This window comes from Chryseobacterium sp. NG-CE01, from assembly GCF_055695505.1.
In genome coordinates this window covers 1594355-1607281 of sequence record NZ_CM146369.1, presented here as the reverse complement: position 1 = coordinate 1607281, position 12927 = coordinate 1594355, and the positions used below count along the sequence as shown (strand labels likewise).

11 protein-coding genes are annotated in these 12927 nt (G+C 36.0%); 2 read left to right on the top strand and 9 right to left on the bottom strand.

Annotated elements, in window-relative coordinates:
- The first annotated feature begins 409 nt into the window (after nucleotides 1-409).
- Nucleotides 410-1807, top strand: a complete 1398-nt coding sequence (locus ACYT6F_RS07785; protein WP_472600651.1) for a BspA family leucine-rich repeat surface protein — start codon at nucleotides 410-412, stop codon at nucleotides 1805-1807.
- 260 nt (nucleotides 1808-2067) lie between these two features.
- Here the strand turns inward: ACYT6F_RS07785 and ACYT6F_RS07780 are convergent, their stop codons facing one another.
- The 9 genes from ACYT6F_RS07780 to ACYT6F_RS07740 all read right to left on the bottom strand — a co-directional run bounded on the left by ACYT6F_RS07780 (nucleotide 2068) and on the right by ACYT6F_RS07740 (nucleotide 11797).
- Entirely contained in the window at nucleotides 2068-3717 is a 1650-nt protein-coding gene (locus ACYT6F_RS07780) for a tetratricopeptide repeat protein (RefSeq protein ID WP_472600650.1), read from the bottom strand.
- Nucleotides 3718-3812: 95 nt separating this feature from the next.
- On the bottom strand, nucleotides 3813-4685 hold the full coding sequence (locus tag ACYT6F_RS07775; RefSeq protein WP_472600649.1) for a PstS family phosphate ABC transporter substrate-binding protein: 873 nt from the start codon (nucleotides 4683-4685) through the stop codon (nucleotides 3813-3815).
- A complete protein-coding gene (locus tag ACYT6F_RS07770; RefSeq protein WP_472600648.1) occupies nucleotides 4675-4872 on the bottom strand; it encodes a C4-dicarboxylate ABC transporter in 198 nt (65 codons plus the stop codon). Before ACYT6F_RS07770 ends, ACYT6F_RS07775 begins: the two co-directional genes overlap by 11 nt.
- 72 nt (nucleotides 4873-4944) lie before the next feature.
- Nucleotides 4945-5787 carry an energy transducer TonB gene (locus tag ACYT6F_RS07765; protein ID WP_472600647.1) on the bottom strand — a complete coding sequence of 281 codons (843 nt, stop codon included), beginning with the start codon at nucleotides 5785-5787 and terminating at the stop codon, nucleotides 4945-4947.
- Between the two features lie 24 nt (nucleotides 5788-5811).
- Entirely contained in the window at nucleotides 5812-6384 is a 573-nt protein-coding gene (locus tag ACYT6F_RS07760) for an ExbD/TolR family protein (protein ID WP_472600646.1), read from the bottom strand.
- A gap of 12 nt (nucleotides 6385-6396) precedes the next feature.
- Nucleotides 6397-7005 carry an ExbD/TolR family protein gene (locus ACYT6F_RS07755; protein ID WP_472600645.1) on the bottom strand — a complete coding sequence of 203 codons (609 nt, stop codon included), beginning with the start codon at nucleotides 7003-7005 and terminating at the stop codon, nucleotides 6397-6399.
- A gap of 62 nt (nucleotides 7006-7067) precedes the next feature.
- Nucleotides 7068-7931, bottom strand: a complete 864-nt coding sequence (locus tag ACYT6F_RS07750; RefSeq protein ID WP_169232076.1) for a MotA/TolQ/ExbB proton channel family protein — start codon at nucleotides 7929-7931, stop codon at nucleotides 7068-7070.
- 240 nt (nucleotides 7932-8171) lie between these two features.
- On the bottom strand, nucleotides 8172-11141 hold the full coding sequence (locus ACYT6F_RS07745; RefSeq protein WP_472600644.1) for a leucine--tRNA ligase: 2970 nt from the start codon (nucleotides 11139-11141) through the stop codon (nucleotides 8172-8174).
- A gap of 179 nt (nucleotides 11142-11320) precedes the next feature.
- A complete protein-coding gene (locus ACYT6F_RS07740; RefSeq protein WP_472600643.1) occupies nucleotides 11321-11797 on the bottom strand; it encodes a lipocalin-like domain-containing protein in 477 nt (158 codons plus the stop codon).
- Between the two features lie 154 nt (nucleotides 11798-11951).
- Here ACYT6F_RS07740 and ACYT6F_RS07735 point away from each other — a divergent pair, with 154 nt between their 5' ends.
- A complete protein-coding gene (locus ACYT6F_RS07735) occupies nucleotides 11952-12923 on the top strand; it encodes an acyltransferase family protein (protein WP_472600642.1) in 972 nt (323 codons plus the stop codon).
- Nucleotides 12924-12927: the final 4 nt, after the last annotated feature.

Sequence of the window (12927 nt, the reverse complement as noted above, 5' to 3'; positions counted from 1 at the left end):
ATATGAAATCTGATTAAACTAATTAAATTTAATTATAATAGGCGATTAGACTATTGTCCAGTTTCTATTAAACAAAAATCAAAACTCAGCATCAAACACTTTTAAAACCTTATGGTTCTACTTTACTATTAAATAGTTAAATAAAACATTGTTTCTCTAAAATAATCAATAACTAAAAAGGTTAGCGTTTACGCTATAATTTAATCTATAATTTTTACTTTTTATTTGAGTTATAGGATATAATATATTTTTTTTTCATAAATAATATAAAATCATTAATTTTTAAAAATAAGTCTTATTTTTGTGAAATTTTTAAATTATGTTCAAAAAACAACTAATAATCATTTTTCTTTCTCTATTCTTAAACTCCTATGCTCAGACTGAATTTATTACTATATGGAAACCCAACGTGAGTGGTAGCGTTGATAATGCTATCGCGTATGGAGGTACCGGCACCAGTTATAATATCACATGGGAAGAAGTGGGATATCCCCAACACGCCGGAGCTATAAATGCTGTCACATCCATGAGCAGTAACCCTCTGGTGATTTCTTTTGGCACATCTTTAAATCCAAATCCTCTTCAGGCAACTTATAAAGTAAAAGCGTCAAATGGCAATGGCCTTTTTTACGGCTTCAGAGCTAACGTAGACTATACTGAACCTAATCAGGAAATCCTCGAAGTTAGCCAATGGGGAGCAACCAGTTGGCTACAGCAGTTCACCGAAGGGTTTGTAAACTGTCCTAATTTTAACGTGACTGCTGTAGATACGCCTGATCTGTCGCAAATAACCGATTTATCAATGATGTTCTATAACTGTCCGGCCCTGGTTGGTAATAGTTCGTTTTCCAATTGGAACACAAGTAACGTTACTAATATGAATGGAATGTTTATGGGAGCAACACTGTTTAATCAGAATATCGGGAACTGGAATACCGCGCAGGTAACAAATTTTGACAGTATGTTCAATAGCGCAACTTCTTTTAATCAAAATATTTCTGCCTGGAATATGTCATCTGCAGTCAATTTGACGGGCATGTTCAAAGATGCAGTGACGTTCAACCAACCGTTAAATTCATGGAATACTTCTAATGCTACAACTTTTCGATATGTATTTGCTAATGCAACATCTTTCAATCAACCCCTAAATAATTGGAATACGGGCAAGGCAATAGATTTTGAACATATGTTTGAAAATGCGGTATCTTTTAATCAGCCTATTGGAAACTGGGACGTTAGTAAAGTTAGTTATTTTGCAGGTTTTAATATGTTTAATGGTGCTGTGCTATTTGACCAGGATATTTCAAACTGGAATATCAAACTTCAAAATTTCACATGGAATTCAATAGGTTTCGGTTTCAAAAATTCAGGTCTATCATGTACAAATTATAATAAATTTCTGATTGCACTAAACAATAATACTACATGGCCAATCTCAACAATAACATCGGGAAGCATAGATGCGACAGGGCTTATTTATTCTACCCCGCAAGCCATCGTGGCGAGAGCTCAGCTAATTAATAAAGGTTTTAATATTATTGGTGACAATTACAATCCCAGCTGTAATCTGGCGACTACAGAAGTTCCAAAAGCAGTAAAAACAGTAACATATCCTAATCCTACAACAGGATTAATAACTGTTGAGTCCACTGTAAATGAAAAAGTTTATTTATATGACAGCGCAGGCAGAATTATTAAGAATATGTTTTTAAGCAAAGGAAAAAACTTGCTCGATTTAGCGGGAATCCCTTCTGGTCATTATGTTTTAAAAGGTAATACAGTATTCACTAATATTATTAAGAAATAGATTGTATTTAATACATTGATAAGGCTCTTTTGAGTTAATAATAAAATTTCACAGCTCCTTATCATAATGAATTCAAAGTACAATTCGATCATTGTTTGAGAGTTAGCTTAAATATTTCTAATAAAAATAATAGCACTCTCATTTTCTTTTCTAAATGAAGTACAAATTTTAATAGAAACTATTATTAAAGCCTAACAAATCTAAATAAAAACTTCCCAAACATTATATGATTGGGAAGTTTTTTATTATTTAAAATTAAATTATTTATTGATTTCAGCATTCAGCTTAACGGCATCCTGATAACTAGGATCCAACTGAACTGATTTTGAAACATAATCTTTAGCTTTTGCAAGATCAGTATCTTTACTCATATAAGCTACAGCAAAATAAGCATAAGCAAGAGTCTGCTTGTTAGCTTCCTGATCTGCAGGTTTTACGGTAGTAATAAATTTCTCGTAAGCAATTTTTGCAGCATCATTATTGCCCGCCTGTTGGTAAGAATATCCTAGGCTATAGAATCCCGGCGCCCAATCAGGAAGAAGTGCATTCATTTTTTGCCATGTCTGGATCGCACCACCCCAGTTTTTGGCTTCCTGATAAGCAGTGGCCAGCTTAAATAAAGAATCTGTATCCTGAGCATTAGCGGCAACTTTTTGCTTCAGACCTTCAATTACAGGGTTTGTAGGTCCTGCATCAACATCAGCCTGAGAAGTTCCGCCACCAGAGATTTTTGCGAGCTCCATATCCCACTTCATTGTTTCGTCTTTAGCTGCTTTTGCAATAGCAATTTTCTGCTGTGCTTCAGTAGTTAAAGCTGTTTTTTTAGCTGCATCCGTTTCCGTTTTTGCTAGTCCGGCAGCAATTAATCCCATTAATCCCTGGTCGGCAGGCTGTACTCTTGATTTGTCTGCCTGAGAAACGAAATTATCAATATTTTGTTTTGCTTCCGCATATTTGCCATCTGCATACAATTGATAAGCTCTCAGTTTAAATTTAATAGGATCATTGATTTTATCAAAAATCTTATCTAATACCTGCTTCGAGTTTGCATAATCTTCATTAGTGAAGTAAAGCTTAGAAATTTCTAACTGTGTATACGGATCTTCATCAGCATATTTGGTATAGTTGATCAAATCCTGTGTTGCTTTTGCATTTTGCTGATATCGGATATCATATGCAGCCAGCGCTTTGTATGCCGGTGCATAGGTCGGATCCGTAGCAATAGCTTTATCTATACTTGTTTTAGCTTGCTGCCATTGCTGTGCAGCCATCCATAGTGTTCCTATTCTTGTATAAACGGAAGCTTTATTTTTGGCTAATGGAAGTGCTTTGTCATAAGCTGACATTGCATCACCCGGCATTCTCTTTAATCTGTAGGCATCACCCAGCGTATAATAGTAGTGTGCCGGAACATCCTTTCTGGAAGCTCTTTCGATAGCTTTATTAAGGAATTGAATGGCTAAATCCGGGGAATTATTTTTTTCAAATAAAGTTAAAGCTTCAGCAGCCCTGAACAGTACTTCAGCATCTTTTTCTCTTGAATCCGAAACAATATTCTGAATTTCTGCAACTGCATTTTTATCTCCCTTTCCTAATTTTACTGTTGCCAGACCAAGTCTGTTTAAATAACTTTTTTTATCTGCTGCAAGACCTTTGTTAAAATTATCTGTTGCTGCTGCAAAGTCAGGTTCTCCCTGTTTTAAATATGTATTTCCAAGATAGAAATAGTTTTCGGCAGTAGGTGCCGATGCAATCATATTGGTGAAATTAGTTTTTGCTTGAGCAAATTTGTCGCTGTCCATACTGTTAATTCCATCCTGTACAGTTTGCGCAAAGGCAAAATTGGTAAAAAATACCACCGCTGCTCCAAAAGCAATCTTCTTTACATTCATATTCATTATATCTCTCATTTTATATTTTCAAATCGAATTTCAATTTATATTGTACACAATTTTCAGACCAAAATAGGGATTTATTTTGGGGTAACATGCTTATTTAATATATTTTAACGCATCTGTACTTCTCTTCTGTAGATGTTATAAGGCTGTAAACCTTCCTTTTGAACAATCATCTGACCGAGTTGCGTACAGGAATATCTTATGAAGCCGTTTGCAATATTAAAGTTTCCTTCATTTGTTAAGAAATACATCACTCTGGTAAAAGGATAGTTCATTTTGCGAAGATTTTCAAAATCGGTATTGTATAACTTTCCGTTATATTCTACAGGAAGCACCTTTACCATATTCCTCAATGCTTCAGATTCTTTATCATAAGGACGGCTGAAAGTATTGAGACCTATAACGCCAATTTTGTCAGGATATTTGGTAAGCTCTTCAATAATATTTTCATTTCCGGGAATAATTGAAAATTTCAAATCTTTTGCCTGTTTTTTTAGTTTCTGGGCAACAAAATTAAGATTGCTTGAGTTGGTACCGTCAAAGATAAACTTTTTATCATCAGACTGCATTCCCTGCTCAATTTCTTCCATGGAAATGCTTTCTTTAGGTGAATCTTTAGGAACAACAAAAACGACTGCATCTGCCGCAAATCTAGCCGGTAAAAATTTAAGATCTACCCTCTCTTCATAAGTCTTTATTTCTTCCGGAGTCAAATCTCTTGACATTACTACAATTCTGGCTTTGTCATTGAGAAGATCAATAAAACCCAGGTCTTCCTTCTTTGTAACCACTTTTATTTTGGTTTCAGGATAATTGATCATATATCCCTCCGCAAGTGCTTCAGTAACACTTTTAAATGATTCGTCGGTAAGAATAGTCATTTCTCCTTTGTGATAAGACGGAGATTTTTCTTCTTTTTTACAGCCAATAGCTATTATACTGAGAAAGGACAGCATTATGATTTTAATACTATTTCTCATGATCCGTATTTTTAATTTTTGAAATGGCTCTGTAGATTCTGAAAATACCGTAGAGAATGAGCAATCCTCCTAATGCATACGCAACGCCGGGTTCCAGAACAGTAAAAAAGAATTTGTAGAGAATGACAACAATTCCCAAAACGATATAAAATAATCCCGTTACAAGGGATAACCAGTTGAACATCATATAACAAAAATACCAAAAAAAATAAAAAGAGAAGCATATGCTTCTCTTTTTTAATTATTATTTAAAGATAAATTATCCTTCAAAATTCATAGTCAGAGGTAATCTGAATCTATAACGTACAGATTGTCCGTTGATTTTGGCAGGAGTCCATTTATTTTTAATAGACTTAATAGTTCTGATCGCTTCAGCATTGAAATCGGAATTTCCTCCGCTCGCTTTAACGTCTGTAATACTACCGTCTCTTTCTACAACGAAAGTAACTTCAGCTTTTACAGTACCTTCGTCTCCGTTCATTGCAGAACCGTCGAAGTTACTTGCCACTTTATTTCTGAAAGCATTGATACCTCCAGGGAATTCAGCAGTCTGTTCTACTTCTGTATAAACCTGGGTATCACTCACCTGAGGCTTAACTTCAGCTGTTGAAGATTTTGTACCTGTTGATGGCGGCGGCGGCGGCGGTGTGTAAGTTGGAACTTTCACACCTGCTTGATTTTCCAACCCTGTCTGAGTATCTAACTGCTTAGAAATCGGCGGCGGCGGTGTTTCAATTTTCGGAGCTTTTACAGGTTCCGGAACCACGTTCTGAATAATTTCAATTTTCTCCTCTTCTTTCGGTGGCGGAGGTGGTGGTGGTTCTTCTTCTTTCGGCTGCTCAATGATCGGATCATCCTCAAGAATATTGATCAAATCTGCTTTTACTTCTTGCGGAGGTGGTTCAGTAAGTCTCTTAATCGTAAGATAAATAAAAGGAGACAATGCCAGAACCAGGAATATTGCTGTTCCAACGATGAAAGATTTTGTCAGAAGTTTTGGATACTGATGTCTTAAATCGTATGCACCATATTCCTTGTTTCTATTTTCAAATACAATCTCATCTAAAGTAAGATTCTGATCGTATACATTTTCATTTGCCATAGATTTACAATTTTATGGTTTAAATTACTTAGTAGCCGGCGCTGCAGCAGCTCCTGAATTCCCAACCTTTCTGTCGTAAATAGCTTTTTCCCAAGGCTTAAGATCGGTAACCCCGTACTGTTCGCTTTTGGTAATTGCCATTTCGTCAAGAATATCTACAAAGTTTTTATATACAGCATCGTCAGTAGGCTTGATAATCACGGTAAATTTGGATTTATCAGCTGCATTTGCTTTTGCCTGCTCAATTACTTTTCTGATTCCTTCTCTATCAAAATTAGTTTCATTAAGATTCTGATCTGTTAAGGAAGTATTATCCTGTTGGTGCCAGAAAATCTTATTGTCTTTACCTAATAATAAAGAGATTGAATTAGAAAGTTTAATTTCTGTTGGAGGTGGTTTTTTTGTTTCATCTTTCGGTTTTGCCGGAAGACCCAAATCCATTACATTCGGTTTAGAGAATGTGGTTGTGAACATAAAGAAGGTAATCAATAGAAAACCCAAGTCCACCATCGGAGTCATATCGACTCTGGTACTTTGTTTCTTGGAACGTACCTTGCCGCCTTTGGCGCCTTTTTCCTGTACTTGTACTTCTGCCATTTCTAATCGATATTATTCGTTAGGTTTACCTTCTTGTGATGTAATCAACCAAAATTTAAGAAAATCCATATCTCTTAAACCCTCAAATAAACTTTTTACTTTAGGATATTCTGTAGTAACATCTCCTTTAATCGCCAATTTATAATCAGGATTAACCGCAAGACTTTCTTTTACCCAGTCTACCAATTGCTTATTTGTACTATCCATAGGAATCCCCGTAGGACTCTTGAAATTCTTCTGCGCGTCATCTGGCAAATCAAGATAGCTTTTCAGCTGGTTCATAGGAACCCCGATAGCCTGTACTTTCTGGAATGCAGCTTTTTCCTTATTGTCAAAAGTAATACCATACTTTTTACCCATATTGTCTAAAAGCTGTAATCTCTCTGATGCATTTTCTACGGGCTGGAAATAGAATTTTCCGTCCGGAGTAGCGTTGATGGTCATCAAACTTGCATCAGGAAGTAACTTCTCTGATATTGAAGATGGCGGTTTGATCTGCTCCACGTCAGGTTTTTTAAACTGAGTGGTCAAGATAAAGAATGTAAGCAGCAGGAACGCAACGTCACACATTGCCGTCATATCCGTTACTACTCCATGTCTTTTTGGTTTGACTCTCGCCATTATTATTAATAATTTTTAATTAGACTTCTTTTTACTTAATGCAAATTCCTTGCTGAAAATTCTTAGTTGAATTCAGCGAAAGACTGTTGGATACTCATTGCGATCTCGTCGATCTTATAAGTTAATCCGTCAATTTTAGAAGTAAAGAAGTTATAAAGGATGATAGCGATTGCTGAAGTACCAATACCTAAAGCCGTGTTGATCAAAGCTTCAGAGATACCTGTAGAAAGTGCAGCTGCATCCGGAGTACCTCCTCCTGAACCTAACGCGAAGAACGCCTTGATCATCCCGATTACCGTACCTAAAAGTGCTACTAACGTTGCAACAGTACCTAAGGTAGAAAGGATCATCATGTTTTTCTCAAGCATTGGCATCTCAAGAGTAGTCGCTTCTTCGATTGCTTTGTTAAGCGCTACCATTTTTTGCTCTTTGTTAAGCGTAGTATCATGAGATAAAGCTTTGTAAGTAGTAAGACCTTCTTTTACTACGTTACCAACAGAACCTTGTTGTCTGTCGCACTCTTCTAAAGCTTCATCAATTTTGTTTTGGTTTAGTAAGCTTCTTACCTGTACAACGAAGTTATCTAAATTTCCTTTTCCTGCTGCTCTTCCTAAAACCAATGCTCTTTCAATTGAGAACACGATAACGGTAAGCATGAAAGTAATCAAGATTGGTACGATAACCCCTCCTTTGTAGATAATACCTAAGAAAGAATCTGGGTGAATGTCTTTTCCTTCAACATCTGAAAACGCTACAGATCCTGCGCCTAATTTGTCAGCATCTTTAAAGTTTCCAGGGCTACCCAAAACGAATAAATAAATACAAATTCCTATAGCTAAGATAATAGGAATAATTACAGCTGGGTTTAAACCTCCCGCTTTTTTAGCAACTACTTGCTCATCATTTTTTGAAACATTCATTTCCATATTTAACTAAATTATATTGTTTTAAAATTTTACAAGGTGTAAATTAAAGGCAAAATTAATTAAAATGCAAGAGTCTCAAATAAACATTTCTGTTTTTTTTGACAATAAAATTTTAATACGATTTCGATATTATAATTATTTTCTCTTTTTTTGGCAATAATCATTAAATTTTAGCATTACATTAAAAATTTAAAAAATATCAGCCTTCATTTTTTTTAATTTGCCAATGTTAATTTTTATTTAAATTACAATGTTCACAATTCTTCCCGGCACCACAATGATTTTTTTCGGGGTTTTACCTTCCAGAAACTGCTGAACTTTTTCATCCTTCAATACCAAATCTTCCACTTCTTTAGGAGAAAGCTGCGCAGATAATGATAATTTATGCTTTGTTTTTCCGTTTATACTGATCGGGTAAGCAAATTCATCTTCTACCAGATAATCCTCGTTCAGCACAGGGAATTTTTCAAATTCAATTGAATTTGTATGGCCAAGCAAACTCCAGAGTTCCTCACAAATGTGTGGCGCATACGGAGAAATGATAACGGACAAAGGTTCCAAAATATTGCGTTTGTTACATTTTATTTTTTGCAGTTCGTTCACTGCAATCATAAATGATGAAACAGATGTATTAAAAGAGAAGTTTTCAATATCGTAAACTACTTTTTTAATTAAGGTGTGCAATACTTTATATTCTGCTTTTGTCGGTTCCTCCTCAGACACTTCAAAAACTTCGCCATTAAAATATAAATTCCAGAATTTTTTAAGAAAACCGTAAACTCCGCTTAGACCTTGTGTATTCCAAGGCTTGGATTGCTCCAGCGGACCCAGGAACATTTCATACAATCTTAATCCATCTGCTCCGTATTCTTCACAGATATCATCCGGGTTTACCACATTGTATTTTGACTTGGACATTTTTTCGACTTCACGTTCCGTGATGAATTTTTCCTCACCCCAACCCTCTCCAAGGGAGAGGGAGCTGTTACCGCTCTCAAAAATAAATTCCGCCTCCGCAAAATCTGGTCTCCATGCTTTAAATGCTTTAATATCTAATTCGTCGGATGTCCCTTTTAATAAAGAAACGTCGACGTGGATTGGTTGAAAACTTTCTTTAGCCAAAATAACTTTACTGTTATCATTTAAACCAAAATTTTTCAAAACAGTATCGAAAATTAATTTTGAATTTTCTCCTTCGTTAATTTTTTCAACAATACTCTTTGAAACAAATATAGGTTTGGAAAAAGATTCACTAGTCGACATGTAATTAAATCTATACACAAACGCACTCATCCCCAAAATCATCCCCTGATTGATCAGCTTTTGGAAAGGCTCATTATGATTGATGTATTCTCTGTCCTTTAAGAACATGTTCCAGAATCTCGAATACAATAAATGTCCGGTTGCATGTTCGCTTCCTCCGATATATAAATCTACCTGTCCCCAATAATCTGAAAGTTCTTTTTTAGCAAAAACCTCATTATTTTTAGGATCCATATATCTTAGGAAATACCATGAACTCCCCGCCCAACCCGGCATCGTAGATAATTCTAAAGGGAAAATTGTTTTATCGTCGATGAGATTTGTATCAACTACTTTCTGATTCGCTTCGTCCCAGGCAAAAGTTTTTGCATTTCCTAATGGCGGATCTCCGTCTTCAGTAGGCAGATATTTTTCAACTTCGGGAAGTTCCAAAGGCAGCGCAGAAGTCGGCAATGTGTAAGGCATTCCATCCTTATAATATATAGGAACCGGTTCCCCCCAATATCTTTGTCTGGAGAAAATCGCGTCGCGTTGTCGGTAGTTGGTTGTTCCGTGCCCGATTCCTCTTTTTTCGATTGCGGAAATAATTAAAGCTTTTGCTTCGTCATATTTTAAACCATTTAAAAAATCAGAGTTTACGCATACAGAATCTTTGGAATCGAAAGATTTTTCCTGAATATCTTCATCGGTTTCTACAACCTTTTTTATTTCTAAATTAAATTTCTTCGCAAATCTGTGATCACGCTCATCATGTGCCGGAACTGCCATTACGGCTCCTGTTCCATAACCCATCAATACATAATCTGAAATATAGACCGGCATTTTTTCATTGCTGAACGGATTAAGTGCATAACTTCCCGTGAAAGCTCCTGAAACATTTTTCACATCCGCCATCCTGTCTCTTTCCGTTTTCTTGGAGGTTTCTTCAATATAGCTATCAACTTCTGCTTTTTGATCCGGCGTGGTGATGGTTTCTACCAAAGGATTTTCCGGAGCCAACACCATAAAAGTTGCCCCGAAAATGGTATCGGGCCTTGTGGTGAATACTTCAATAACTTCATCAGGATAACCTTCTATTTCAAATTTCACCTGTGCTCCCTGGGATTTTCCGATCCAGTATTCCTGAGAATCTTTTAAAGGCTGTGGCCAGTCAAGACTTTTAAGACCTTGAAGTAATCTCTCGGAGTATGCGGAAATCCTCATGCTCCACTGCATCATTTTCTTTTGAAACACCGGGAAACCTCCTCTTTCGGATTTTCCGTCTTTCACCTCATCATTTGCCAGTACGGTTCCAAGCGCAGGACACCAGTTTACGGTAGTTTCCGCTCTGTACGCCAAACGATAATTTAAAAGAATATCTTCTTTATCTATTTCAGAAGCCGTATTCCATTCTTCTGCTGTAAAGTGAAGTTCTTCAGTCTGGTTCGCATGTAAATCTTGCGTTCCTTTATCTTCAAAATGTTTGATCAGCGTGGAAATCGGCTCTGCCTTATCTGTATTTTTATTATACCATGAATGAAACAATTCAATAAAAATCCATTGGGTCCATTTGTAATAAGAAGGATCTGAAGTTCTTACTTCCCTGCTCCAGTCAAAAGAAAAGCCTATTTTTCTAAGCTGCTCTTCGTATCTGGTAATATTCTGTTCGGTAGTTACGGCAGGATGCTGCCCGGTCTGGATGGCATACTGTTCAGCAGGAAGCCCGAAACTGTCGTAGCCTACCGGATGTAGCACATTGAATCCCTGATGTCTTTTATATCTCGCATAAATGTCTGACGCAATATATCCGAGAGGATGCCCTACGTGAAGCCCGGCGCCCGAAGGATACGGAAACATATCGAGAACATAAAACTTGGGTTTATCAGTGCTGTCGGAAGTTTTATAGGTTTGGTTTTCTTCCCAGTATTTCTGCCACTTTTTTTCTATCTGCTGATGATCGTAAAACACTTTTTGTAATTAGATTAGATGTTAGACTTCGATATTTAGATTAAATTTCGTTTAACTCTAAAAATCAAGATTCACAAAAATAATGATTTTAACAGAAATAGGATTTAATTTTAAATGAAATCTCATAAAACAAAAATCTCATCCGAAGATGAGACCTGACGCTTTAGCGAAAAAAGCTTTTATTGTTGAGGAATTCTCTTTAAGGTATAAGTTCTTGACTGGTATTTCGTAGGGTTTGAAGTATCCTCTATCTTAATATTCAAAGTATTTTCATTAAGGGTAACCACGCTTCCTTTGTCCGGTTCAACAATTCCCTGATATTTTAGCTGAATAGCCTTACTATCTTTATCATAAGTATAAGTAAAATTTCTGTCGAAAGTTGGCTGGCAGGTTCCCGGCGCAGATCCGTCTCCGTTTTCGGTTCTTTTTCCTGAGCCTGCCGCTGCAAATACCCATCTTGATGTTTTCTGGCAGTCGGTATCAAAAGAAATTCCGTCTGAAACAGGAGTTCCTGCTGTTGGCACAGTGGTAACAACCACTTTCATGGGCTGCCAGGTTCCCACAATCGGATATTCTATTGTGTTATCGTCGTCGTTATTACATCCTGTCGCTACTAATAATGATAGACCTGCAAATAGTAATGCTAATTTCTTCATGTATCAAATTTTTCAAGTGCTAAAATTATAATTTTTTTGATTTATTTAATAATATTTTGCAAAAAATAATTGTAAACTTAATATTTTTAAAAATATTAGGGCTTAGAAGTATCTATATTGTAGGAAAAAGTTATTTTTGTACAAAACAACACAAATGATAACGAAAAATAATTTCGACTTTATCCGCGTACTCCTGGCCTTCATTGTCTTTGTGGGGCATCTTGGAACTTTAAGTGTCTCTCCGGAGCTGAAAATCCTTCAATACAGTCCCATTGAAATAGCTGTTTTCGGTTTTTTTGTTGTAAGCGGTTTTCTTATTGCAAGAAGCTATGAGCGTTCTTCAGGTTTAAAAAGCTATCTGGAAAAAAGAATCAGGCGAATTGTTCCGGCGTATCTGCTGGTAGTGTTTCTGTGTGCTATTTTGCTGAGTCTGGTAAGCACTTATTCTTTCGCTGAATATTTCAGCAATCCTCAGGTTTATAAATATCTTTTCTGGAATTCTTTATTTCTGAATTTTAAAGCACCATGGCTGCCCGGAGTTTTCGGGAATCAGGCAGTAAACGGAGCGTTGTGGACTCTGAAAGTTGAAATGTCCTATTACTTCTGCGTTCCGCTTCTTTTTCTGTTGTTCGGCAAAAATAACAGGTACAGGAATATAAGCCTTGTAATCATCTACTTCTTTTCCCTAATTTATCTTAATTATTTTGAATCTTTAAATCAAATGTCGGCAGCCAAGCAACTCCCGGGATCACTTTCTTATTTCATTCCGGGAATGCTGATCTATTTTAATTTTGATCATTTTATAAAACATAAAAACACACTGTTTATTATTGCTTTAATCACGATCTGGATTGATCTGTTTTTTAATTTTAAACTATTCTCTCCCATGATGATCGGCATTATTGTACTGTATATTGCCTATTCTTTTTCATTCCTGAATAATTTTGGGAAATACGGGGATTTCACTTACGGAATTTATATTTTTCATTTTCCCATTATCCGGGTTTTTACCACATTGGGATTTTTTCAGGATTACAATCCTTATGTAATGGCGGTAGTCTGTATGATTGTTGTTGTTGTAGTAGGGATTTGCTCATGGCATTTTTTTGAGAAAAAATTTTTATAAAATA